Source organism: Haemophilus parainfluenzae (assembly GCF_014931375.1).
GTDB lineage: Bacteria > Pseudomonadota > Gammaproteobacteria > Enterobacterales > Pasteurellaceae > Haemophilus_D.
Window position 1 is genome coordinate 1,252,327 of sequence record NZ_CP063117.1, and the last position, 23,595, is coordinate 1,275,921.

Sequence of the window (23,595 nt, forward strand, 5' to 3'; positions counted from 1 at the left end):
ATAATTCTCAGATATTTTTCTCTTATATCAAAATTTCATATTCCATTCTATTTTCTTACTTCGCTCTACGTTGTTTTTTCTCCATAATGTCAGGTGGAAATTTCTAATAAGGACGGATATGAATATTCAGCAAATCATTAAACAACATCACCTAGAGCTCTTATTTCAGCAAGGGTCATTTGGGATTGAAAAGGAAAGTCAACGGGTGCATGCAGATGGTTCAATAGTGACATCATTGCACCCCAAAGCTTTTGGTAATCGTCGTTTCCACCCTTACATTCAAACAGATTTTGCAGAAAGTCAGTTGGAATTGGTGACTCCTCCGATGAAAAAATTAGAAGATACATTGCGTTGGCTTTCAGCTATTCATGAAGTAACTTTACGTACTTTACCAGAGGATGAATTTATTTTTCCTTTTAGTATGCCTGCAGGGTTACCGCCAGAAGAGCAAATTAAGGTTGCACAATTAGATAATCTGGAAGATGTGGCTTATCGTGAGCATTTAGTTCAGTCTTACGGTAAATATAAGCAAATGGTCAGTGGTATTCATTACAATTTTCAAATTGACCCTAAGTTTATTGATGCCTTATTTCATGCGCAAAATGAAACACAAAGTGCGGTTGATTTTCAAAATAATTTTTACCTAAAAATAGCGAAGAACTTCTTACGCTACCAATGGATTTTACTTTACTTGTTTTCTGCAACACCGACGGTAGAGGAAAAATATTTCAGAGACAATTCCCCTCTTAAACTGCATCAATATGTGCGGAGTTTACGTTCAGGGAAATATGGTTATGTGAATGATCCGAAGATCCACGTCTCTTATGACAGTTTGCAAGAGTATGTTGAGACGTTAGAATACTGGGTTAAATCGGGTGATTTGATTGCGGAAAAAGAGTTTTACTCAAGCGTACGTTTACGTGGTGCTAAAAAAGCGCGAGATTTACTTGAAAAAGGAATTCAATATTTAGAATTTCGTTTGTTTGATCTCAATCCGTTTGCACCTTATGGAATGGAACTTGCTGATGCGAAATTCATTCATTATTTTATTTTGTTAATGGCATGGCTTGATGATACCGCTGATCAAGAAGGCATAAAATTAGGCAAAGCACGTCTTGCTGAAGTGGCATGGGAAGATCCAAGAGAGCAAAGTGTTTATGCGGTAGAAGGGGAATTAGTCCTCCTTGAAATGCTCAAAATGCTTGAGCAACTCAATGTAAGTGATGAGATTAAAACAATTGTTAAAGACAAATTAGGACAATTTGCGGATCCAAGCCAAACGCTTTGTGCAAAAGTCGTCGCGGCAATTGAACAGGTCGGTAGTTACCAACAATTAGGGGCAGATATCGCGCAATCCAATAAAGCAAAAGCCTTTGAACGTTTTTATGCATTAAGTGCGTTTGATAATATGGAGCTGTCTACACAGGCGTTATTATTTGATGCAATTCAAAAAGGATTAAAGATTGAGATTTTAGATGAACGCGATCAATTTATCAGTCTTCAATTTGGCGACCATTTGGAATATGTGAAAAACGGTAATATGACTTCTCACGATAGCTATATTTCCCCACTCATCATGGAAAATAAAGTAGTGACGAAGAAAGTGTTAGCGAAAGCAGGCTTTAACGTACCGCAAAGCCTTGAGTTTACCGATGTGAAAAGTGCGGTCGAAAATGTCCCACTTTTTGAAAATCGAGCTGTCGTGATTAAGCCAAAATCAACGAATTTTGGTTTGGGGATCAGTATTTTCCAACAAGGTGTAACGAATAGAGAGGATTTTGCAAAAGCAGTAGAAATTGCTTTCCGTGAAGATAAAGAGATCATGGTTGAAGATTATCTACTTGGCACCGAATACCGTTTCTTTGTGCTAGGCGATCAAACGTTAGCTGTCTTATTACGTGTTCCAGCAAATGTCATTGGAGATGGTGTACATACTGTTGCTGAATTAGTTGCGGCTAAAAATGATCATCCTTTACGGGGCGATGGTAGTCGAACACCATTGAAAAAAATTGCATTAGGGGATATTGAGCAGTTGCAGCTTAAGGAACAAGGCTTAACTGTAGATTCTATTCCAGCGAAAGATCAACTTGTCCAATTACGTGCGAATTCCAATATTAGTACAGGCGGCGATTCTATTGATATGACGGATGAAATGCATGCCAGTTACAAAGAAATTGCGGTCGGGATTAGCAAAGCAATGGGGGCGGCAGTATGTGGCGTAGATTTGATTATTCCTGATTTGAAAAAGCCGGCAGAACCGAGCCTACGTTCGTGGGGCGTAATTGAAGCAAACTTTAACCCTATGATGATGATGCATATTTTCCCATTTAGTGGACAATCTCGACGATTGACAATGAATGTGATTAAGATGCTTTTCCCTGAATTGCCTTAATTTTGTTATGGGGCTTCATCAGTTGGTGAAGCCCGTTTTACATTCATCGTAATTAGGCTAAAATGGAGACAGTATTCACAATTCTAAAATGAAATTTAATGACAACTTTTACCTTAGAACCTCAAGAAAATGATCGTCTGCAATCCCTTTGCGGTGCATTCGATGAAAATATCAAACTGATTGAAAAAGAATTTAACCTCAATATTTCCCGCAATAATTTCACTTTCACCGTGAAATCAAATGATGAAAATCCAAAATCTCACCATGAACAATTAATTGAGCGTGCGGCTAAATTAATCCAAGCATTATATGTGGATACAGCACCAATTAAAGGGAAAGTGAACGAACTTGATTTGGAAGATGTGCATATTGCCTTACAAGAGAGCAGAATGTTATTGCAAGAAGGAAGTGAGTCACGCAGTGAAAATCACGTCTATAGCACCACAATTAAAACTAAGCGAGGTTTGATTAAACCACGTGGTGAAAACCAAATTCAATATTTACACAATATTCTTACGCACGATATCAGTTTTGGGATTGGACCCGCTGGAACAGGGAAAACCTTTTTAGCCGTAGCGGCTGCCGTTGAGGCTCTAGAGCGTCAAGAAATTCGTCGCATTTTGCTGACTCGTCCTGCGGTGGAAGCGGGCGAAAAATTAGGTTTCTTGCCGGGTGATTTAGGCCAGAAAATTGAGCCTTATTTACGCCCACTTTATGATGCATTATTTGAAATGTTAGGCTTTGAACGGGTACAAAAATTGATGGAGCGTAATGTGATTGAAATCGCGCCATTGGCTTATATGCGTGGGCGTACACTTAATGACAGCTTTATTATTTTAGATGAAAGCCAAAATACGACGGTTGAACAAATGAAAATGTTTTTGACCCGTATTGGTTTTAATTCCAAAGCCGTGATTACAGGGGATGTGACTCAAATCGATTTACCACGCAGCACAAAATCAGGTTTACGCCACGCCATGGAAGTATTAAGCAAAGTATCGGAATTAAGCTTTAACTACTTTGAAAGTAAAGATATTGTGCGACATCCTGTGGTGGCAAAAGTAGTGCAAGCTTACGAAGAATGGGAAGCCCAAGATGAAATTCGCCGTCAAGAAATCGCTGCGCAGCGTCGAGCTGAACGTGAGCAAAAAGTGCGGTCAGAAAATGAAACGAATTTAGGAGAATAACATGGGCAATATGATTATTGATTTGCAACTGGCAAGTGAAAATACAGAAGGCTTGCCATCAGAAGAACAAATTCTGCAATGGGCAACTGCCGCAGTTCAACCAGAAAGTGATAATGTGGAAATGACGGTGCGTATTGTGGATGAAGCGGAAAGTCATGAGTTAAATTTAACTTATCGTGGTAAAGATCGTCCAACCAATGTATTGTCTTTCCCTTTTGAATGTCCCGATGAAGTGGAATTACCACTGTTGGGCGATTTGGTGATTTGTCGTCAGGTGGTGGAACGTGAAGCTATCGAGCAAGAAAAGCCTTTAATGGCACATTGGGCGCATATGATTGTGCATGGTAGCTTACATTTACTGGGTTATGATCATATTGAAGATGATGAAGCCGAAGAAATGGAAAGTTTAGAAACTGAAATTATGCAGGGTTTAGGCTTTGCCGATCCTTACCTTTCCGAAAAATAATGACGATTTGGAGCAATTATGTATAAAGCCGTATTCAGCGATTTTGATGGTACTTTATTAACTTCCGATCATCGAATTTCGCCTAAAACCTTAGATGCAATTCAACGTATTACAAACCAAGGTATTCCATTTACACCAATCTCTGCGCGTTCGCCGCTTGGTATTTGGCCTTATGCGAAACTCATTGAAAATTACAATATCATTGTGGCATTCAGTGGCGCCTTGATTTTAGATAAAAACTCAACGCCTATTTACTCGGTTCAAATTGATCCAGCTGATATCCAAGCCATTAACCAAGTATTGGCAGACCATCCTGCGCTGGGTGTCAATTATTATACCTATGATGATTGCGTCGCTCGCGATGTGGATAATAAATGGGTGATTTACGAACGTAGCGTAACAGGCATTCAGATTGATCCTTATGATGAAAGTGCGGTCTATTCTCCGCATAAAATTCAAATCATCGGTGAAACAGATGAAGTGATTGGTATTGAGCAAATTTTGAAAGAGAAATTCCCGCATTTAAGTATTTGCCGTTCTCATGCGAATTTCCTTGAAGTGATGCATAAATCGGCAACAAAAGGTAATGCGGTACGCTTTCTCGAAGATTTCTTTCATGTGAAGATGGAAGAATGTGTCGCTTTTGGTGATAACTTTAACGATTTAGATATGCTAGAAAGTGTGGGATTAGGCGTTGCAATGGGCAATGCGCCGGATGAGATTAAACAGGCCGCCAATCGAGTCACTGCTTCGCATAATGATGATGGGATTGCATTGATATTGAATGAGATTTTCCCTGAATAAATAAAAAGGCGCTTTTTATGAAAAAGCGCCTTATTCATTATAGTGTGGCTAGCGCAGCTTCATAATTTGGCTCATTTTTAATTTCAGACACCAGTTCACTATGTAACACGTTGTTGTTTTCATCTAAAACAATCACTGAACGTGCGGTTAAACCTGCGATTGGACCTGTTGTGATGTTTACCCCCAAGTTTTCATGGGCTTCTTTATGGCGGAAAGTAGAAAGTGTTTCTACGTTCTCAATACCTTCCGCACCACAGAATCGTGCTTGAGCAAAAGGTAAATCAGCGGAAATACAAAGCACCACGGCATTCTTTAAATTAGCCGCTTGTTGATTGAATTTACGGACAGAAGTTGCGCATACACCTGTATCAATACTCGGGAAAATATTTAAGACCTTGCGTTTTCCTGCATAAGTATCAAGGGTTACGTCAGCAAGTTCTTTATTGGTGAGCGTAAGTGCGGTTACTTTTTCCCCTTTTTGGGGAAAGTTGCCGCTTACTTCAATGGGATTACCCATCATTGTTACTTGGGTCATAAAAGCTCCTATTTTTTATTTCCTAACTTCAGCACTTTTTTAAGTGCAGTAAAAAATTTGTCATTTTCTTGTGGTAAGCCAATGCTGATGCGCAAGTGATTTGGCATGCCATAACCCGCAATTGGGCGTACAATCACGCCTTCACGCAATAATGCATCATAAATTGGTGCGGCAGGCTGTTTAAAATCAATGGTAATAAAGTTACCTTTAGACGGAATAAAGTCTAAGCCATATTGTTGACAGAAGGCTTCATAACGTTTCATTTCTTGGCGATTATTCTCAGCCACTTTTTCTACAAAAGCATCATCATTCATCACTGCAATCGCGCTGGTTAAAGCAAGACTATTACAGTTAAATGGCTGACGAACACGGTTTAATAAGTCTGCGATTTCAGGATTAGAGACCGCGTAGCCAATACGTAAACCCGCAAGTCCATAAGCTTTTGATAGGGAGCGAGAAACGATAAGGTTCGGGTATTTTTCCAGTAATGCAAAAGAATTAACGCGTTCGCTAGGATGAGTAAATTCAGTATAAGCTTCATCTAATACCATAATCACGTTTTCAGGGACTTTTGCTAAGAAAGCATCCAATTCTGCTTCCGTTAAGAAATTCCCCGTTGGATTGTTTGGATTGGCAATAAAAATCAGTTTGGTTTTATCTGAAAGTGCGGTCAAAAATCCGTTTAAATCATGTCCCCAATTCTTAGCGGGGATTTCTTTTGCGACAGCATTAATAGCTTTCGTCACTAAAGGGTAAACAATAAAAGCATATTGTGAATAAATCACTTCATCGTATTCACCCGCAAAGGTATGGGCAAAAAGTTCTAATAAATCGTTCGAACCATTCCCAAGGGTAATTTGGTTTGGTTGCACACCAAATTTTTTCGCAATAGCCGCTTTAAGTTCAAAACCGTTAGCATCAGGATAGCGAGTTAGGTGATCCAGTTGGGCTTGAATGGCTTTTTTCGCACTTTCAGGAAAACCGAAAGGGTTTTCATTCGAGGCAAGTTTAACGATATCAGTAATGCCTAACTCGCGTTCGAGTTCTTCGATGGGTTTTCCGGCTTGGTAAGGTGAAAGAGATTTTACGCCTTGATTGGCAACGTTGATGTATTGCATATGCTTTCCTTATAAAGACGAGCGGGCCTTTCAGCCCGCACGTTGAGTTTAATTAACCAGATAATTAGCTGTTTTCAGCTTCAAATTTTTTCATGAATTCAATGAGCGCTTGTACACCTTCTAATGGCATCGCGTTATAGATAGATGCACGCATACCACCTAACACTTTGTGACCTTTTAAGGCTTGAAGACCGGCTGCTGTAGATTCTGCAACAAATTTAGCATCAAGTTCAGGATTGCCTGTCACAAATGTGACATTCATGGTTGAACGGTTTTCTTTAGCTACTACGTTACGATAGAGTTTGCTGCTATCAATATAATCGTAAAGAGTTTGTGCTTTCACTGCGTTACGTTTTGCAATTTCTTTTAAGCCGCCAATCGCTTGAATGTGTTTGAAAACTAATGAACAGAGATACCACGCAAAGGTGGGCGGGGTATTGATCATGGAGTCAGCATCACGCTGTGTGGCGTAATTCCAAATTGATGGGGTTGCTTGGCGAGCATGACCAATTAAATCATCGCGAATAATCACGAGCGTAATCCCTGCTGGACCAAGATTTTTTTGTGCACCGGCGTAAATGACACCAAATTTGCTAATATCAATTTCGCGAGAGAGAACATTAGATGACATATCCGCTACAAGCACCGCATTGCCCACATTTGGTACATCAAAAATTTCAACACCGCTGATGGTTTCATTTGGGCAATAGTGAACGTAATCGTATTGTTCCGCAATATCGCTGAAATCAAGGTTGGTAATGCGTGTGTGATCACCATTTTCCACAATGGTAATTTCATCAATTTCAGCAAAGTTACGCGCTTCTTTCGCTGCGGTTGCAGACCAGTGACCGCTATTTAAGTAAAGTGCTTTACCTTTCTCACCAATTAGGTTCATCGGTAATGCCGCAAATTGACCACGAGCCCCACCTTGTAGGAATAACACGCGATAATTATCTGGAATGTTATACACTTCACGCAGATCTTTTTCGGCTTGAGTAATCAATTCCATAAAATATTTGCCACGGTGGCTGACTTCCATCACTGACACACCTTGACCAAGCCAGTTAGTTAGCTCAGCTTGTGCTTTGTGTAGTACCTCAGGGAAAATCATGGCTGGACCAGCACTAAAATTAAAGACTTTTGACATTGTGTTTCCTTATTTTATTTTGAATAGATTCTTCATTTTTACCACTACCGAATAGGATAATCAACTAAATCAAACAGTTTTTTGATCTAATCCATTAATTTAAATTTAAGCTTTTGACGGGGACGAAAAAAAAGGCTACATTACCCGAAGTTTATTTTTAACTTTGAGAGAGTCGATCATGGGAAATGTAAATAAATCCTTCCAAGAAGTATTAGAGTATGTGCGTTTATATCGTTTAAAAAATAAACTTAAGCGCGACATTGAAGACAACAACCGTAAAATTCGTGATAACCAAAAACGTGTCTTATTATTAGATAACTTAAATCAATATATCCGTGACGATATGAGCATTGAAGATGTTCGTGCAATTATTGAAAATATGCGTGACGACTATGAAGGTCGTGTAGATGATTACAACATTCGCAATGCGGAACTTTCTACTCAACGCCGTGAAACGAGCAATAAGATGAAAGAACAGAAAAAAGCACATGCGAAATTAGTGCAAGACGCGAATAAAATCACGTTATAAAATTCTAAAAGAAATGACCGCACTTTGTTGAAGTGCGGTCATTTTTTATGGTATTTTTAGGGTGAACTATTAATGATTAAACATCATAAGTGCCCATCACCACAGCTTGATCTAGAATATGCCCTTGCATCGCAAAATGTAGATCATTAAAACGGAATCCCGGTTTGAGGTTTAGTTTGGTATCAAGTGCATACACAATAAGCTCGTAACGATGTAAGCAGTTTGGTGGGGCCATACCACCATAGAATGAGGCTTCTTCGATATCAAATTGACCTAATTTACTTGCCCAAGTATTTGCACCTTGTACATAATCTGTTGCGGTTTGGCTTTCATTTTCGTGGATAACCGTACGTTCAAGATCTGCAATGAGCCAATGAATCCACACAAAACCACTCGCCGTAATCGCATCTTTATCCTCTAAGACAACGGCAAAGGATTTAGTGCCTTGAGGTGCATCGTGAATTTCAAATGGAATAGAGTAGGTTGGCATACCATTTGGGCTAAATTGTGTGCCGCGTTTGCCATATTTATCTTCAAAGGCACCATTTTGAATGGCAGAACTGGTTACAAACATTGTTTTCTCCTTAATTTCTCACAGAATACACTTTAAATTTGGTGGTTTGAGCAAGGACTTCGAATTTCCCGAAATGTTGCGCTAATAAATCGGGATAGGGGAGAAATGCATTAGCAACGATACGCAGTTCTCCGCCTGCCGTTAAATGCCATTTTGCTTGTTGAATAAGTTCTTTCACCGCACGATAAGCGGTATCAACTCCATCGTGGAAAGGCGGGTTTGAAATGATTAGATCAAATTTTCCCTCAATGTGGGAAAACACATCGCTTGCGATAACCTGACCTTCAAGTTGATTTTCAGCAAGCGTTTGGCGAGCGGATTGAATTGCCATTGCATGAATATCAGTCATTGTGACATCCGCTTTAGGGTGATGTTTTTTGATCATGGAACCAATGACACCCGCACCGCAACCAACATCTAATACTTTGCCTTGAATTGGCGATGTTAGGGTGGAAAGTAGAAGTGATGTTCCGCTATCAAGTTCATTGGCACTGAATACACCCGGCAAGCTGTAAATACGGAGATCGCCTAATGCATCATTTTGGTAGCATTTCCAATAAGATTGAAGATCGAAGAGCGGTTGTTTTTGTAAGGAAAAATGGTATAAACCGCAACGACGAGCAGAGTCGATTTTGCCGATTTCACCGTAAGGTTCAAGCAGTTTTTCAGCTGAACGGACGCCGCAACGATTTTCACCGATAATTAACACTTCTTGACCAATTTTACTTTTGGCGAGTAGTTGCATCAGCTGAAAATTCACTTCTTGTTTATTCTTCGTCCAATAATAAATAATCAAATCGGCTTGTGGCTGAAATTCAACCTCAAAATTGACCGCACTTTGGGTTTTGGCATAATCAAAATACCAACTCCAAACCTGCACGGATTGGCAATGTTTTTGCAATGTTTGAGGAAAATCATCATTAATGCCGCCGGCAAGAAGAATTGATTTACCGCTAAAAAGGGGAAGATGGCGTTGTAAAACTTCGCTTTCGAGAGAAATCACGCTTTAAATCCTGTGGTTTATTGGTTAAAATTACATGTTATTCTAACAAAAGAAAACGATTTAAACGTATTTATTAAGGAATTATTTATGAAAAAAATCATCACCGCAGTCGCAATGGCAAGTTTATTGTCTGGCTGTCAATTAATCGAACAACTTCAAGGTAGTAGCAAACAAAAAACTTCAACCTTACCAACAAGCTCAAAAGTTGAATTACCTGCTGCACAAGCGCAAAGCTTAGATGCGCAGTTTGAGCGCATCAAAAAAGGTAACCAAGAAGTCACATTCAACGGTGAGAAATTCTATAAACAAACAAAAGCCTTTGATAAATCAGAAGATCCGCGTTTCTTAAGTGGAGCGGCGAATGTAGATCGTAGCAATCGTAAATTCATTATGAGCGAAACCTATTATTTAAAAGATGTTTCTCATGTTCCTGAATTAACGACAAAATATCTTGATGCAAACAAAAAAGTATGTGAGTTAAAAACAATTGGTAACGCTTCAGATGTTTACTATGCTTGTGATGGCAAAGATTTCCAACGTTTTATTGCCGTGGTTTATCAAGCGAAAAACATTCTTTCTTTCCGTAGTTTAAGAGCGTATCAAGAAAAACCAACCGAAGCGCAAGAACAAGCGATTGTTAATGGTTTAAGAGATTATCCGCTAGATACTATCGCTCGTTAATCTATGGATAGACGCAATCTTCTTTTAAATGAAATGGGAATAACCCGTTGGCAGCTCCATCGCCCAGAAGTATTGCAAGGGGCGGTAGGTGTGAGTGTTTCAGAACAAGTGAAATTTATTGTGGTGGCTAATGATAATCTCTCGAGTTCACCGCTTTTTGCAGATATTCGACTTGCGCTAGAGCTCAAAAAAGAAGATTGCCTTTGCTTGAATTTTGATCAAATTCAACATATCACGTTACAACATTCTGTACGGTATTGGTTATTAGCTGAAAATACTGATGAAATCGACCGCACTTTGCCTTATTGCTTAAATGCAGAGCGAGTATATCGTTCTGTTGATTGGCAACAATTCCAGCAAGATAGTCAAGCTAAGCGTGAGCTTTGGCAACAAATCCAACAAATTTAATCATGATGCCTTCTCTTTTTCCTATTAAAGAATGCGATATGGATCGCTTATATGAAATTGAACAAGCAGCACATCTTGTGCCTTGGTCATTGGGAACATTGAAAAATAATGTCGGCGAGCGTTATCTCAATTTGAAATTAGTGGAAAAGGAGCAAGTACTGGGATTTGCTATTTGCCAAACGGTATTAGATGAAGCCACATTATTTAATATTGCGATTGACCCTGCTCAACAAGGAAAGGGCTACGGTTCGTTTTTATTGCAAGGTTTAATGGATAAGCTTAAAGAGAAAGGTATTCAAACGCTTTGGCTTGAAGTGCGTGAATCGAATCCTGCTCGATTCCTTTATGAAAAGTTGGGATTTAATGAGGTTGATATTCGTAAGAATTATTATCCCAAACCAGATGGTGGACGAGAAAATGCCGTTGTGATGGCATGTTATCTCTAGAATGAAAAAGTGCGGTCAATTTTGACCGCACTTTGTTTATCTGAAAAATAAGACATTACACTTCTTCTGCAGGGAAGACAAATGGATTTAATCCACTGCGTGCGAAGCCTTTTTCTTCCATTTCAATATCTAAGAAAATTGATGCTAAATCATCCGCTACTGCTTCAACATTCGGATCTTTTTCTTGGAACATGATTTTTAAATAGCTTTGGCAATCGCCACAGGTTTCAGCACGAACAAGAGCAAGCTCTTCATTTAATGACCACATTTCAAGATTTTTGTGTTCATTGCAGTTTGTGCATTGTGCGCGCACTAAATTCCACTCACTTTCACAGAGATTGCAGTGCAAATAGCGTAAACCTTGTGAAGTACCGATATGGACAACACTCGCAACAGGGGCAGAACCACAAACAGGGCAGTAATGCAAATTATCGATACCTTCTTGGCGGCTGTTATGAGGAATTTGTTGAGCCAGTTGTAACCAATAAAGAGAAAGCGCAGCCCAAATAAAGACGGCTTTATCGGTGCTTACTAAGTTATATTCTTGGCTTAAAAGATGGGTAGCCATTTCCTCAAGCTCTTTCTCTGAAGCTTTTTCTAGATTTTCAATGGTAGCAACAACCTGTTCATTCGCTTTGGGTTTAATGCTATGTAAAATTTCTTTCAGGTATTCAATCCAGATGCCAGAACGTTTAAATGTTTTAGCATTTAACGGTTCGATCTCACTTAAGTTATCGAATGACTGTTTTTCTAATGGATTTTTTTCAAATACGCTTAATTGGCTTTCCACAACATCTGCAGCAAAGAGTAAATAATCAGCCAATGGATGATCTTTCGCTAATTCTCTTAAACGTTTTGCACGACGTTGATAAAGATTTTTAGGGTTAGCAAACAAAACAGGTGGAATATCATATGAATTCTTTTTTTGTTTGATTTCGTCTGCAGATAAGATTTTGATACTCATAATAGTCTCTTAAGTATTGATAAGAAAAAGTGCGGTCAATTTTAACCGCACTTTTTGATTTTAGCCATTGATACCTTTGAACAATGCTTTGGTTTTTACTTTTTTACCTTCAGCTTCATTTTCAAGGTCTTCTTCTAGCTTAGGAAGTACTTCATCACGATACCATTTCGGGTGGTGTTTTTTCGCCCAGCGAACGGTTACCCAACCCTCAACGATTCCGCGGATTGAACCTTTAATCCAGAATGCCATATACATGTGTACCAAAATACCGGTGAACAACATGAATGCACTTAAAGAGTGAAGGAAAATCGCAAAACGTAATACCGGAATAGAGAAGTAGTGCGAGAAATACTGACGCCACATAATGATACCGGTTACAAGTAAAGTGACCATCGCCAAGTTCAATGTCCAGAATAACATTTTTTGACCAAGGTTATACTTGCCGTTATCTGCAACAGCGTGCTCATTCCCTTTTAATACTTCAACAATACCTTTTAACCAACGAATATCGTTTTTCTCTGGAATGTTGTGATCCCAGTAAAGATAGCCGAGGAAAATAAAGGCAACGAACATAATGATACCGGTGAACGGGTGAATTGCTCGAGCCAGTTGCGGAGTACCTAAAATTTCAGTTAACCACGCAAAATCTGGGAAGAAGAATGCCACACCAGTGAACATCGTCATAAAGAAGCAGATTACGAGTAACCAGTGGCTAAAACGAGCAGGCGTTCTATGACGAATGATTCGAGTATCATTGCTAATCTCAATCTTACTCATCTTTGCCCCCTTTTTTATCTTCTTCTTCAAATTCATGGTGATGATCTTCTACGTCTTCTTCAACGTTTGGACCCACAGCTAAGTAGTGAGCGATTTCAGCAAGTGCTAGACCACCCATTGCTACAGCCGCTACTGGTTTCAATACATCTTTCCAAAGGGTGACGGTGAGGTCAACTTTTGGATCTTTTGGAAGACCAGAATAAAGCTCAGGTTTATCCGCATGGTGTAATACATACATTACGTGAGTACCACCTACGCCTTCAGGGTCGTAGATACCTGCGTTTTCGTAACCACGTGATTTTAAGTCAGCAACACGTTGTTCTGCGTAGAGTTTCATCTCTTCTTTAGAACCGAAACGAATTGCACCGGTTGGACAGGTTTTCACGCAAGCCGGTTCTTGGCCCACAGAAACACGATCTACACAAAGGGTACATTTGTACACGCGGTTGTCTTCTGGGTTCATACGTGGAATGTTGAACGGACAACCTGCGATACAGTAACCACAACCGATACATTTATCAGATTGGAAATCCACGATACCGTTCGCATATTGGATAATTGCGCCTGGTGCAGGACAAGCTTTTAAACAGCCTGGTTCTGAACAGTGCATACAACCATCTTTACGGATTAACCATTCTAAACGATCATTTTCTTCAACTTCGTTAAAGCGCATTACCGTCCATGCTTTTGCATTAAGATCTACTGGGTTATCGTAGATCCCCACACATTGAGCATTAACATCAGAACGGATGTCATTCCACTCTGAACAGCCCACCTGACAGGCTTTACAACCGATACAGGTGGATACATCGATTAATTTTGCTACTTCAACTTTATGATCACGCGCTTGAGGTGCTGGTGTTAAACCAGACGTAGCGGAGACCTTGATAATGTCTTGCGATTGAACGCCTTGACCACTTCCTGCCATATTATGCCTCCGCTTTCTCAATGTTTACCAAGAATGTTTTATATTCTGGTGTTTGAGTGACTGCTTCACCCCAAGATGGTGTTAAGGTGTTGGTGGAGAAACCACGATTACCTTTACCATTTAAGGCTTTCATATTCCAGTGAATTGGAATACCCACGTGATGTACGGTACGTCCGTCGACTTCTAAATCTTTCAAACGTTTTGTTACCACTGCAACGGCTTTAATGTAGCCACGGCGAGAAGTAATTTTCACCATATCACCTTTTTGGATGCCTTTTTCTGCTGCTAATTTCTCACCAATTTCCACGAATTGTTGTGGTTGAGCGATGATATTTAACGCAGATTGAGCTGTCCAACTGTGGAAGTGCTCGGTCAAACGATAAGTCGTTGCCACATAAGGGAAGTCTTTGTTTGAACCGATAAATTCACGGTCTTCTTTGTAAATACGAACAGTCGGATCAGAGACGACACTTGGATGTAGTGGGTTAGTGTCAATCGGACTTTCAATTGGTTCATAGTGCTCAGGCATAGGACCATTCGCAATTTTATCTACAGCGAATAGACGGCCCACACCTTCCGCAGACATAATAAATGGACCTGCGTCAGAACCTGGTGGCTGTGTACCATAGTCAGCGACATCTAACCAGTTCCAGTTTTTACCGTTCCATTTGATTAATTGACGGTGTTTATCCCAAGGGTTACCGTTAATATCAAGTGAAGCACGGCTATAAAGGATACGACGGTTTGCTGGCCATGCGAAGCCCCAACCTAATGTACAACCTAAACCTGATGGGTCAGAGTTGTCACGGTTTGCGGTTTGGTTACCTTTTTCAGTCCATTGACCCACATAGATCCAGTTACCTGCAGAGGTTGTACCATCATCACGTAAGTGAGCGAATCCGTTAAGTAATTGACCTTTTTTATACATGACGTTGCCATCAGCATCGAGAAGATCAGCAAGCGCGTAGCCGTTTAATTCTTTCGCTAATTCTACTGAGCTTGGTGAATGTGGTTGTGCATAGTTCCAAGTCATTGCTTCGAAAGATTCGATACCACGACCACCTTCTTTTTGGTAAAGACGGTGCATCTCTTCACGAATCATAGAAAGAATTTCAACATCCGGTAACGCTTCACCTGGTTGGTCACAGCCTTTCCAGTGCCATTGAGCCCAACGACCAGAGTTAGCAATCGAACCATCTTCTTCAGCGAAACAGGTGGTTGGTAAACGGAATACTTCAGTTTGAATATCTGCTGGAGTTACATTGTTTGATTCACCAAAGTTTTTCCAGAATTCAGAAGATTCAGTTTGAAGCGGATCCATTACGATTAAGTATTTCAATTTGCTCATACCCGCAACAGTTTTGTTTTTATTCGGTAATGAGTTTAATACGTTGAAACCTTGTAAAATCCAACCGTTCAATTTGCCATCATTCATTAACTTAACATGAGTGATAGGGTCGTATAAGCGGTCTGCTTTTGGTAAGAAATCGAAACCCCAACCATTTTCTTTGGTGGCTTTATCACCATAGAACGTTTTCATCATACTCACGAAGAATTTCGATGTATTACGATAGTAGTTCACCTGGTTTGGTACGATATCTTTTGGCGTAATCGCATTAATGTATTGTTCGTAGGACGTATCTTTATCATTCGGCAAACGCATATAACCCGGTAAAGACATCGGCAATAAGCCCATATCTGTTGTACCTTGTACGTTTGAGTGTCCACGTAATGCATTAATACCGCCACCTGGCATCCCCATATTACCTAAGAGTAATTGGATCATTGCCATTGAGCGAATGTTTTGTGTACCGATTGTGTGCTCAGTAAAGCCTAACGCATATAAGTGCGTCATGGTTTTATTCGGTGCAGAGGTTTTACCAATTTCTTCACAGATTTGTAAGAAGAGTTTTTGTTTAACGCCGGTAATACGTTCAACCATTTCTGGGGTATAGCGAGAAACGTGATCTTTCAAGATATTAATCACACAACGTGGATCTTGTAAGGTCATATCACGTTTAGCATTACCATTTTCATCAAATTGGTAATTCCATTTAGATTTATCGTAAGTGTGTTTTTCTTCATCAAAACCTACGAATAAACCATCTTCAAATTTGAAGCCTTCATCAACTAAGAATGAAGCATTGGTATAGTATTTAACGTATTCGTGTTGAATTTGATTTGTTTCCAATAGGTAACGGATCACACCCATTAAGAATGCGATATCAGAACCGGAACGAATTGGTGCGTGAAGGTCAGCGACAGAAGCTGTACGGTTAAAGCGAGGGTCAACCACGATGATTTTCGCACCGTTTTTCTTCGCTTCGATCGCCCAACGGAAGCCAACAGGGTGAGCTTCAGCAGGGTTACCACCTTGAACAAGAATAAGATTGGCGTTTTTGATGTCAACCCAGTTGTTTGTCATGGCACCGCGACCAAATGATGGAGCAAGACTTGCTACCGTTGGTCCGTGTCAAGTATTCGCTTGGTTACACATCGGCACCATGCCCAACATCCGCACCCATTTATGAGTAAGAAGTGCGGCCTCGTTGCTCATGGCGGAGGCGGTCATAATACCTGTGGTTGTCCAACGGTTAACTGTTTTGCCACTTGCGTCTTTTTCAACAAAGTTAGCATCACGGTCATCTTTTAATAAACGAGAAACGCGTTTGATCGCTTCTTCCCAAGAAAGACGAACCCATTTGTCCGAACCCGGTGCACGATATTCAGGGTATAAAGCACGGCTTTCACTATTCACATAGTCTAATGCGCCCGCACCTTTAGGACATAATGCCCCACGGCTTACCGGATGATCAGGGTCACCTTCAAGGTGGAATAATTTAGAACGGGTATTGGTGCCTGTATGGCTACTTAAAGCATCGTAAGGTTTGCCTGTGCTATATAACAACATACCACAGCTCACTGCACAATATGTACAGGTGTTACGGGATTCAAACGCCCGTAATAATTTGTATTCACGTGGTGCCGCTAAAACAGATGATGGTGCAAAGCCCAACATTGCCGCAGACGTCCCCGCCATACCACCTGCACAGATCTTAAAGAACTTACGTCTAGAGACCTGCATAATCACTCCTTCATAACGGCGAACCGTTAAGATATTTCGATAGTATAAATTCGTGTAGATAATTTATTTGATTTCGTTAAAATAACGTATCAACCATTAAATTGATTATAATAATGACCAATTTAAACGGATCCGATTTTAACTATTTTTTAACCGAAAATCTATAATCAAAACTTGTTATAATCGCTTTAAAACTTGAGCTAGATCACAAAACAAACATTTTTTGTTAAAAAAAAGTAACATTTTTACAACAGTCATTTTATTGGGAAAAAATAATGCACTGGATAATTCAAAAAACAATTAATTTTTTTAAAAAAACATCTGAAAATTCGACCGCACTTTTAGTGGAAAAACAAGATAGTTTGGCTGCGGAAGTCCCTGTTTCACTTGTCTATAATGGTATTGCACATACCGTCATGATGTGCTCGCCCCAAGATTTAGAGGATTTTGCTTTAGGCTTTTCATTAGCGGAAGGGATTATTGAGAAAAAAGCGGATATTTATGGCATTGATGTGGTGGAAGTATGCAATGGTATTGAAGTGCAAATTGAATTATCTAGCCGTCAATTTGTGGCATTAAAAGATCATCGTCGAACATTAACAGGCAGAACAGGATGTGGCATTTGCGGCACAGAACAAATCTCACAAGTTTATAAAAAATTGCCAAAATTAGACCGCACTTTTCAATTTAATTTAAATTTATTAGATGGCTGTTTAGAACAATTACAAGCCAATCAAGAACTCGGAAAAGAAACAGGAGCAACACACGCAGCTGCCTTTTTTGATTTGTCTGGTAATTTACTGGCGATTCGAGAGGATGTCGGGCGGCATGTAGCGCTAGATAAATTAATCGGCTGGCATGCTAAACAGAATCAACCGCAAGGATTCGTACTTGTTTCAAGTCGAGCCAGTTATGAAATGGTTCAAAAATCGGTAGCTTGTGGTATCGAATTACTTGTTGCGATTTCTGCAGCAACAGATCTTGCTGTCAATATGGCAGAACAACACAATCTTTCCCTTATCGGCTTTGCTCGCCCAGGAAAAGCCAATATCTATGCGGGTAAAGAGCGGTTGGTTTTAGCTTAGTTTTATCTATATAAAAACGAGTGCGGTCAAAAACATTCTTATTTTGACCGCACTTTTTGTTTATTCCTTTTATTCTTTTGGCGATTTACTCTCTAAGAGCACTTCAGAAACCCAACGTTGGGTGAGGCGTTTACCTTCTTGATCTGTACCAAATTTCATAAAATCAATATTCACCAGTTTTAATTTACCAGCCGGTAGGAAACCTGGTGCAGGTTCTGCATGGATATTGGTTGGAAGTTGGTAAGAGTCTGATTCTTTCCATGGAATTTCTTGTGCTTCTTTGCTTAGCACGAAATCCATAAATAGCTTGGCATTATCAAGGTTTCTAGCTCCTTTAATAATGCTTGCCCCGCCTAAAGAATAGCCTACGCCTTCGCATGGTAAAATGCCTTCAACTGGCGCACCATTTTTCTTCTCACGCGGATAAACCAACATAAAACCTAAATCAATCGCTACAGTACCGTTAGCCAAATAGTTGCTCGCAAGGCCTGTTTTGGTATGTTGCATGAGATTTGGCTCTAATTTTTTTAAATAATCAAAAGCTTTTTCTTCTCCCCATAATGTGGAAAAAGTGCTGATAAGGGAATAACCCGTACCAGAAACACGTGGATCGGGATATTGAATTTGCCCTTGATATTCTGGTTTTATTAGATCTGCATAACATTTTGGCGCTGGAATATTCAATTCTTTTAATTTTTTAGTATTGACCCCAATGCCAAGTTCCATTAAGTAAATCACAGAGGTGAAATTGCCACGTTGATCCATTAAAGATTTAAACTGCGGCATGATATCTTTTTGTAATGGGGAACGATAGGATTCAAGTAAGCCTAATTCAGCCGCTTGGAGATGAGGTTCAATCGTGCCACCAAACCAGAAATCAGCTTGTGGGTTTTCTTTTTCAGCTTTAATTTTGCCTAATACAACGCCTGTACTATTACGTACAAATTGTGCATCTACGTTGTATTTTTTACTAAAGGCTTGAGTAACTTTTTCGCATACTACATTTTGTACGCTACAATAGACGGTAAGTTTTCCTTCAGCCTGTGCGTGAGAAGTGTATGCGAGGGCGGTTAGGGCTGAAAGTGCGGTTAATTTTAGCGTTGTTTTAATTGACATTGTGTCTCCTTTAACTTCGTCAATATTTAGTAATTATTTGATATTGCTAATATAAAGGGGCGGAGTAAATTTGTAAATATCAGGTTGTTTAAAAATATAATTCCCACTATAATCCCTGTAAATTTAACCAGATTAAAATAAGAGCAATGGATATTTCAGAATTACTTGATGGCTTGAATGATAAACAACGTGAAGCAGTGGCAGCACCACTTGGCAATTATCTTGTGCTTGCTGGTGCAGGAAGTGGTAAAACTCGTGTATTGACTCATCGTATTGCTTGGTTGATTGCCGTAGAAAATATTTCTGAAGGTAGCATTATGGCGGTAACTTTTACTAATAAAGCCGCTGCTGAAATGCGTCATCGTATTCAAGATACCTTATCCAAACATGCTCAATCGAATCTATTTGGCATGTGGATTGGCACATTCCATAGCATTGCCCATCGATTATTACGCGCTCACCATTTAGATGTGAACTTGCCACAAGATTTCCAAATTTTGGATTCTGAAGACCAACTTCGTTTAGTAAAACGCTTGATGAAATTGCACAATTATGACGATAAAGCATTTCCACCGAAACAAGCGTGCTGGTATATCAATAATAAAAAAGATGAAGGTTTAAGACCGCAAGATATTAATGATTTTGGTGATCGCCAGGAAAAAGAGTGGATTAAGATTTATCAAATTTATCAAGATACTTGTGATCGTGCGGGTTTGGTGGATTTTGCTGAGTTGTTAATTCGTGCGTATGAATTATTTGCTAAAAAGCCTGTGATTTTGCAACGCTATCAGCAACGTTTTCAGCATATTTTGGTGGATGAGTTTCAAGATACCAATAAAATCCAATATGCCTGGATCAAAATTCTTGCCGGTAATACGGGCAAAGTGATGATTGTGGGCGATGATGACCAATCCATTTATGGTTGGCGTGGTGCACAGGTCGAAAATATTCAAAAATTCCTAAAAGATTTCAACGCTGAAACTATTCGTTTGGAGCAAAATTATCGTTCTACCGGCAATATTCTGAAAAGTGCCAACCAACTTATTTCGAATAATAGTGATCGCCTCGGTAAGAATTTATGGACTGACGGTGAAATGGGCGAGCCAGTGGGTATTTATGCAGCATTTAATGAGTTAGATGAAGCAAAATTTGTGGCGTCTCAAATTCAAAACTGGGTAGATGACGGTGGGAAATTAGATGATTGTGCTGTTTTATATCGTAGTAATAGCCAATCTCGCGTCATTGAAGAAGCCTTGATTCGTTGTCAAATTCCTTATCGAATTTATGGAGGGATGCGATTCTTCGAGCGCCAAGAAATTAAAGATGCGTTGGCATATTTACGCTTAATTAATAATCGTCAAGATGATGCCGCGTTTGAACGTGTGATTAATACGCCTACGCGTGGTATTGGCGATCGTACTTTAGATGTGTTACGAAATTTAACCCGTGAACGTCAAATTACCTTATGGCAAGCTGTTCAAGTAGCCACACAAGAAAATATGCTAACGGGACGTGCTTCAACCGCATTACTTCGTTTCCAAGAGTTGATTAATTCTTTGCAGGTTGATACAGCCGAAATGCCATTGTTTGCACAGACTGATTTCGTGATTAAACATTCAGGCTTATACGATATGTATAAACAGGAAAAAGGCGAGAAAGGTGAAGTGCGTATTGAAAACTTAGAAGAATTGGTGACGGCAACCCGAGAATTTATCAAACCTGATGACGCAGAGGATATGACCGATCTTACCGCCTTTTTAACTCATGCTTCTTTAGAGGCGGGAGAAGAGCAGGCTTCGCCGCATCAATCTTGTGTGGAAATGATGACTTTACACTCTGCAAAAGGCTTGGAATTCCCGCGCGTATTTATGGTGGGGGTAGAAGAGGGTGTATTCCCAAGTTTCCGTTCATTTGAAGAGCCTGGTCGTTTGGAGGAAGAACGCCGTCTTGCTTATGTGGGCATTACTCGAGCTAAGCAAAAACTGACGATTTGTTATGCAGAAAGCCGTCGTGTTTATACGAAAGAAGAACGCCATTTGCCTTCGCGATTTATCACAGAATTGCCATCAGAGTGTATTCAAGAAATCCGTTTGCGCGGAACGGTGACTCGAGCATTAAACCAAGCGAAAGTAGGAAGTTTAAGCACGAGTTTGCCAGAAAATGAATGGAAAATGGGGCAAAAAGTGAAACATGAAAAGTTTGGTTTTGGCACAGTGATAAACGTTGAAGGCTCAGATAATAACACCCGTTTACAAATTGCTTTCCAAGCTCAAGGCATTAAGTGGCTGATTGCGCATTTGGCAAAATTAGAAAAAGTGCGGTAGAATCGGGAAGATTTTATTGCAACGAGTATGAATATTGATGTTTATGCTCAAGGTGCCAAGTGCGAAAGCATTCGAAGAAACGACCGCACTTTTATCATGTGGGAAGTAGATGTTTAAATTTATTTTAAAACGTATTTTAATGGTGATTCCTACCTTTATCGCCATTACTTTTGTGACTTTTGCGCTCATTCATTTTATTCCGGGGGATCCCGTGGAGATCATGATGGGAGAGCGAGGTTTAACGCCAGAAGTTCATCAACAAATGATGAAACAACTTGGTCTCGATTTACCGTTGTATCAGCAATATTTCAATTATATTGGCAATGTAATACAAGGTGATTTTGGTGAATCATTCCGCACCCAACAACCTGTTCTGAGGGAGTTTTTCACACTTTTCCCTGCCACGTTTGAATTGGCTTTTTTTGCGCTATTTTGGTCGTTAATTGCGGGTATTACGCTAGGAACGATTGCGGCCGTCAAGAAAGATAGCTGGATTTCTCATACCGTGACAGCCATGTCATTAACGGGTTATTCCATGCCAATTTTCTGGTGGGGATTAATTTTGATCTTATATGTTTCACCTTGGTTAGATTTACCACAAGGGGGACGTTTAGAAGATAGTTTCTGGATCGATACACCAACCGGTTTTATGTTAATCGATACTTGGCTTTCAGGCGAGCCAGGTGCCTTTGGAAATGCCATTAAGTCATTGATTCTACCGTCTATTGTGCTAGGTACCATTCCACTTGCGGTGATTACCCGAATGACACGTTCTTCGATGTTGGAAGTGTTAGGTGAAGATTATATTCGTACAGCAAAAGCCAAAGGCTTAAGTTATACCCGAATTGTGATTGTTCATGCGCTACGTAATGCACTGATCCCTGTTGTGACCGTGGTGGGATTGATTGTAGGACAGTTATTATCCGGTGCAGTTTTAACCGAAACAATTTTCTCATGGCCGGGTATTGGTAAATGGATTATTGATGCGATTTCTAATCGTGATTATCCCGTCTTACAAGGCGCCGTGTTGATTATTGCTACAATTATTATTGTAGTGAATTTGACGATCGATTTACTTTATGGCGTGGTAAACCCACGTATTCGCCATCAATAAGGAGCCTTATTAATGACGGAACAAACTTTATCTATTGAAACGATTGCGCCTCGCACACCGTTGCAGGAGTTTTGGTTTTATTTTAAACAAAATAAAGGGGCGGTGATTGGGCTCATTTTTATTCTTGTCGTAGCATTAATCAGTATTTTTGCCCCTTGGATTGCACCTTTTGATCCTATAGAACAAAATCGTTCAGCGCTATTGTTACCGCCTGCGTGGTATGAAGGCGGCAATTCAACTTATTTACTGGGTACGGATGACATTGGTCGAGATATTCTTTCTCGCATTATTTATGGTACGCGCATTTCTGTTTTTGCAGGTTTCATTATTGTCATTTTATCTTGCATTTTAGGAACGAGTCTTGGCTTGCTCGCAGGCTATTATGGTGGAGCATTAGATACATTAATTGTTCGTTTCATTGACATCATGTTGGCTATCCCAAACTTGCTTTTAACCATTGTGGTGGTGTCAATTTTAGAGCCCTCTTTAACGAATGCGACGTTGGCGATTGCTGTGGTATCCATTCCAAGTTATGTGCGTTTAACACGTGCGGCGGTATTGAATGAGAAAAACAGAGATTATGTTACCTCTTCACGAGTGGCGGGAGCAAGCGTATTACGTTTAATGTTTATTGTGATTTTACCGAATTGCCTTGCGCCTCTCATCGTACAAATGACGATGGGGATTTCTAATGCGATTTTAGAATTAGCGACTTTAGGTTTCTTAGGTATCGGCGCAAAACCACCAACACCGGAATTGGGCACTATGTTATCTGAATCACGTAGCTTTATGCAGGCGGCAAACTGGTTGGTTACCATTCCAGGTTTAGTAATTTTATCGCTTGTTTTAGCATTTAACTTAATGGGTGATGGGTTGCGTGATGCACTCGATCCAAAATTAAAACAATAGGGG

The 23,595-nt window shown here is 39.9% G+C and carries 22 protein-coding genes; 12 read left to right on the forward strand and 10 right to left on the reverse strand.

What is annotated here, in order from left to right:
* The first annotated feature begins 118 nt into the window (after positions 1 to 118).
* From gshAB to INP95_RS06185, 4 genes are all read left to right on the forward strand, one after another.
* Positions 119 to 2,392, forward strand: coding sequence for a bifunctional glutamate--cysteine ligase GshA/glutathione synthetase GshB (gene gshAB, locus INP95_RS06170; RefSeq protein ID WP_197560340.1), 2,274 nt, complete (start codon positions 119 to 121; stop codon positions 2,390 to 2,392).
* Between the two features lie 98 nt (positions 2,393 to 2,490).
* Positions 2,491 to 3,579 (forward strand): PhoH family protein, encoded by a 1,089-nt coding sequence (locus INP95_RS06175; RefSeq protein WP_197560341.1) that lies wholly within the window; start codon positions 2,491 to 2,493, stop codon positions 3,577 to 3,579.
* Between the two features lies 1 nt (position 3,580).
* Complete coding sequence (gene ybeY / locus INP95_RS06180; RefSeq protein ID WP_197560342.1) at positions 3,581 to 4,045, forward strand: rRNA maturation RNase YbeY; 465 nt, start codon at positions 3,581 to 3,583, stop codon at positions 4,043 to 4,045.
* 18 nt (positions 4,046 to 4,063) lie between these two features.
* Complete coding sequence (locus tag INP95_RS06185; protein WP_197560343.1) at positions 4,064 to 4,849, forward strand: Cof-type HAD-IIB family hydrolase; 786 nt, start codon at positions 4,064 to 4,066, stop codon at positions 4,847 to 4,849.
* Between the two features lie 37 nt (positions 4,850 to 4,886).
* On the opposite strand, the gene tpx is transcribed toward INP95_RS06185, so the two are convergent.
* From tpx to serC, 3 genes are all read right to left on the reverse strand, one after another.
* Positions 4,887 to 5,384 carry a thiol peroxidase gene (gene tpx, locus INP95_RS06190; RefSeq protein WP_197560344.1) on the reverse strand — a complete coding sequence of 166 codons (498 nt, stop codon included), beginning with the start codon at positions 5,382 to 5,384 and terminating at the stop codon, positions 4,887 to 4,889.
* Between the two features lie 8 nt (positions 5,385 to 5,392).
* A complete protein-coding gene (hisC, locus tag INP95_RS06195) occupies positions 5,393 to 6,502 on the reverse strand; it encodes a histidinol-phosphate transaminase (RefSeq protein WP_197560345.1) in 1,110 nt (369 codons plus the stop codon).
* 64 nt (positions 6,503 to 6,566) lie between these two features.
* A complete protein-coding gene (gene serC, locus INP95_RS06200; RefSeq protein WP_065243376.1) occupies positions 6,567 to 7,649 on the reverse strand; it encodes a 3-phosphoserine/phosphohydroxythreonine transaminase in 1,083 nt (360 codons plus the stop codon).
* Positions 7,650 to 7,827: 178 nt separating this feature from the next.
* Between serC and INP95_RS06205 the strand changes: the two genes are divergently transcribed.
* Positions 7,828 to 8,178 carry a DUF496 family protein gene (locus INP95_RS06205; RefSeq protein WP_049362174.1) on the forward strand — a complete coding sequence of 117 codons (351 nt, stop codon included), beginning with the start codon at positions 7,828 to 7,830 and terminating at the stop codon, positions 8,176 to 8,178.
* Between the two features lie 76 nt (positions 8,179 to 8,254).
* Here INP95_RS06205 and INP95_RS06210 read toward each other — a convergent pair whose 3' ends face one another.
* Complete coding sequence (locus INP95_RS06210; protein WP_049362176.1) at positions 8,255 to 8,752, reverse strand: YbhB/YbcL family Raf kinase inhibitor-like protein; 498 nt, start codon at positions 8,750 to 8,752, stop codon at positions 8,255 to 8,257.
* A gap of 10 nt (positions 8,753 to 8,762) precedes the next feature.
* Positions 8,763 to 9,755, reverse strand: coding sequence for a 16S rRNA (guanine(1207)-N(2))-methyltransferase RsmC (rsmC, locus tag INP95_RS06215; RefSeq protein WP_197560346.1), 993 nt, complete (start codon positions 9,753 to 9,755; stop codon positions 8,763 to 8,765).
* 87 nt (positions 9,756 to 9,842) lie between these two features.
* Here rsmC and INP95_RS06220 point away from each other — a divergent pair, with 87 nt between their 5' ends.
* Genes INP95_RS06220 through rimI form a run of 3 tightly spaced genes read left to right on the forward strand, consistent with a single transcriptional unit; the run spans position 9,843 to position 11,290 of the window.
* Positions 9,843 to 10,436 (forward strand): hypothetical protein, encoded by a 594-nt coding sequence (locus INP95_RS06220; protein WP_197560347.1) that lies wholly within the window; start codon positions 9,843 to 9,845, stop codon positions 10,434 to 10,436.
* 3 nt (positions 10,437 to 10,439) lie between these two features.
* Positions 10,440 to 10,844, forward strand: a complete 405-nt coding sequence (locus INP95_RS06225) for a DNA polymerase III subunit psi (protein WP_197560348.1) — start codon at positions 10,440 to 10,442, stop codon at positions 10,842 to 10,844.
* 5 nt (positions 10,845 to 10,849) lie between these two features.
* A complete protein-coding gene (rimI, locus tag INP95_RS06230) occupies positions 10,850 to 11,290 on the forward strand; it encodes a ribosomal protein S18-alanine N-acetyltransferase (protein ID WP_197561033.1) in 441 nt (146 codons plus the stop codon).
* Between the two features lie 55 nt (positions 11,291 to 11,345).
* Here the strand turns inward: rimI and fdhE are convergent, their stop codons facing one another.
* Genes fdhE through fdnG form a run of 4 tightly spaced genes read right to left on the reverse strand, consistent with a single transcriptional unit; the run spans position 11,346 to position 17,044 of the window.
* Positions 11,346 to 12,254 (reverse strand): formate dehydrogenase accessory protein FdhE, encoded by a 909-nt coding sequence (gene fdhE, locus INP95_RS06235; protein WP_197544433.1) that lies wholly within the window; start codon positions 12,252 to 12,254, stop codon positions 11,346 to 11,348.
* 60 nt (positions 12,255 to 12,314) lie between these two features.
* Positions 12,315 to 13,031 carry a formate dehydrogenase subunit gamma gene (locus tag INP95_RS06240; protein WP_049365400.1) on the reverse strand — a complete coding sequence of 239 codons (717 nt, stop codon included), beginning with the start codon at positions 13,029 to 13,031 and terminating at the stop codon, positions 12,315 to 12,317.
* Positions 13,024 to 13,959: a formate dehydrogenase subunit beta gene (gene fdxH / locus INP95_RS06245; protein WP_049365401.1), complete on the reverse strand. Its 936-nt coding sequence runs from the start codon at positions 13,957 to 13,959 to the stop codon at positions 13,024 to 13,026. The genes INP95_RS06240 and fdxH overlap by 8 nt, the downstream gene beginning before the upstream one ends.
* A 1-nt stretch (position 13,960) precedes the next feature.
* Positions 13,961 to 17,044, reverse strand: coding sequence for a formate dehydrogenase-N subunit alpha (fdnG, locus tag INP95_RS06250; RefSeq protein ID WP_197560349.1), 3,084 nt, complete (start codon positions 17,042 to 17,044; stop codon positions 13,961 to 13,963).
* A gap of 275 nt (positions 17,045 to 17,319) precedes the next feature.
* Between fdnG and fdhD the strand changes: the two genes are divergently transcribed.
* Positions 17,320 to 18,129 (forward strand): formate dehydrogenase accessory sulfurtransferase FdhD, encoded by an 810-nt coding sequence (gene fdhD, locus INP95_RS06255; protein WP_197560350.1) that lies wholly within the window; start codon positions 17,320 to 17,322, stop codon positions 18,127 to 18,129.
* Between the two features lie 69 nt (positions 18,130 to 18,198).
* Here fdhD and INP95_RS06260 read toward each other — a convergent pair whose 3' ends face one another.
* The gene (locus INP95_RS06260) at positions 18,199 to 19,245 is read right to left on the reverse strand and encodes an ABC transporter substrate-binding protein (RefSeq protein ID WP_049370178.1); all 1,047 of its coding nucleotides are present in this window, start codon (positions 19,243 to 19,245) and stop codon (positions 18,199 to 18,201) included.
* 146 nt (positions 19,246 to 19,391) lie between these two features.
* Here INP95_RS06260 and uvrD point away from each other — a divergent pair, with 146 nt between their 5' ends.
* From uvrD to INP95_RS06275, 3 genes are all read left to right on the forward strand, one after another.
* Entirely contained in the window at positions 19,392 to 21,569 is a 2,178-nt protein-coding gene (gene uvrD / locus INP95_RS06265; RefSeq protein WP_049370179.1) for a DNA helicase II, read from the forward strand.
* Between the two features lie 109 nt (positions 21,570 to 21,678).
* Positions 21,679 to 22,683, forward strand: coding sequence for an ABC transporter permease subunit (locus tag INP95_RS06270; protein ID WP_049370180.1), 1,005 nt, complete (start codon positions 21,679 to 21,681; stop codon positions 22,681 to 22,683).
* Positions 22,684 to 22,695: 12 nt separating this feature from the next.
* Complete coding sequence (locus INP95_RS06275; protein WP_197560351.1) at positions 22,696 to 23,592, forward strand: ABC transporter permease subunit; 897 nt, start codon at positions 22,696 to 22,698, stop codon at positions 23,590 to 23,592.
* The last annotated feature ends 3 nt before the right edge of the window (positions 23,593 to 23,595 follow it).

Bases quoted from the DNA above. Each gene is read 5' to 3' on its own strand.
- gshAB (WP_197560340.1), top strand. From the start codon at position 119: ATGAATATTCAGCAAATCATTAAACAACATCACCTAGAGCTCTTATTT.
- INP95_RS06175 (WP_197560341.1), top strand. From the start codon at position 2,491: ATGACAACTTTTACCTTAGAACCTCAAGAAAATGATCGTCTGCAATCC.
- ybeY (WP_197560342.1), top strand. From the start codon at position 3,581: ATGGGCAATATGATTATTGATTTGCAACTGGCAAGTGAAAATACAGAA.
- INP95_RS06185 (WP_197560343.1), top strand. From the start codon at position 4,064: ATGTATAAAGCCGTATTCAGCGATTTTGATGGTACTTTATTAACTTCC.
- tpx (WP_197560344.1), bottom strand. From the start codon at position 5,384: ATGACCCAAGTAACAATGATGGGTAATCCCATTGAAGTAAGCGGCAAC.
- hisC (WP_197560345.1), bottom strand. From the start codon at position 6,502: ATGCAATACATCAACGTTGCCAATCAAGGCGTAAAATCTCTTTCACCT.
- serC (WP_065243376.1), bottom strand. From the start codon at position 7,649: ATGTCAAAAGTCTTTAATTTTAGTGCTGGTCCAGCCATGATTTTCCCT.
- INP95_RS06205 (WP_049362174.1), top strand. From the start codon at position 7,828: ATGGGAAATGTAAATAAATCCTTCCAAGAAGTATTAGAGTATGTGCGT.
- INP95_RS06210 (WP_049362176.1), bottom strand. From the start codon at position 8,752: ATGTTTGTAACCAGTTCTGCCATTCAAAATGGTGCCTTTGAAGATAAA.
- INP95_RS06220 (WP_197560347.1), top strand. From the start codon at position 9,843: ATGAAAAAAATCATCACCGCAGTCGCAATGGCAAGTTTATTGTCTGGC.
- INP95_RS06225 (WP_197560348.1), top strand. From the start codon at position 10,440: ATGGATAGACGCAATCTTCTTTTAAATGAAATGGGAATAACCCGTTGG.
- rimI (WP_197561033.1), top strand. From the start codon at position 10,850: ATGCCTTCTCTTTTTCCTATTAAAGAATGCGATATGGATCGCTTATAT.
- fdhE (WP_197544433.1), bottom strand. From the start codon at position 12,254: ATGAGTATCAAAATCTTATCTGCAGACGAAATCAAACAAAAAAAGAAT.
- INP95_RS06240 (WP_049365400.1), bottom strand. From the start codon at position 13,031: ATGAGTAAGATTGAGATTAGCAATGATACTCGAATCATTCGTCATAGA.
- fdxH (WP_049365401.1), bottom strand. From the start codon at position 13,959: ATGGCAGGAAGTGGTCAAGGCGTTCAATCGCAAGACATTATCAAGGTC.
- fdhD (WP_197560350.1), top strand. From the start codon at position 17,320: ATGCACTGGATAATTCAAAAAACAATTAATTTTTTTAAAAAAACATCT.
- INP95_RS06260 (WP_049370178.1), bottom strand. From the start codon at position 19,245: ATGTCAATTAAAACAACGCTAAAATTAACCGCACTTTCAGCCCTAACC.
- uvrD (WP_049370179.1), top strand. From the start codon at position 19,392: ATGGATATTTCAGAATTACTTGATGGCTTGAATGATAAACAACGTGAA.
- INP95_RS06270 (WP_049370180.1), top strand. From the start codon at position 21,679: ATGTTTAAATTTATTTTAAAACGTATTTTAATGGTGATTCCTACCTTT.
- INP95_RS06275 (WP_197560351.1), top strand. From the start codon at position 22,696: ATGACGGAACAAACTTTATCTATTGAAACGATTGCGCCTCGCACACCG.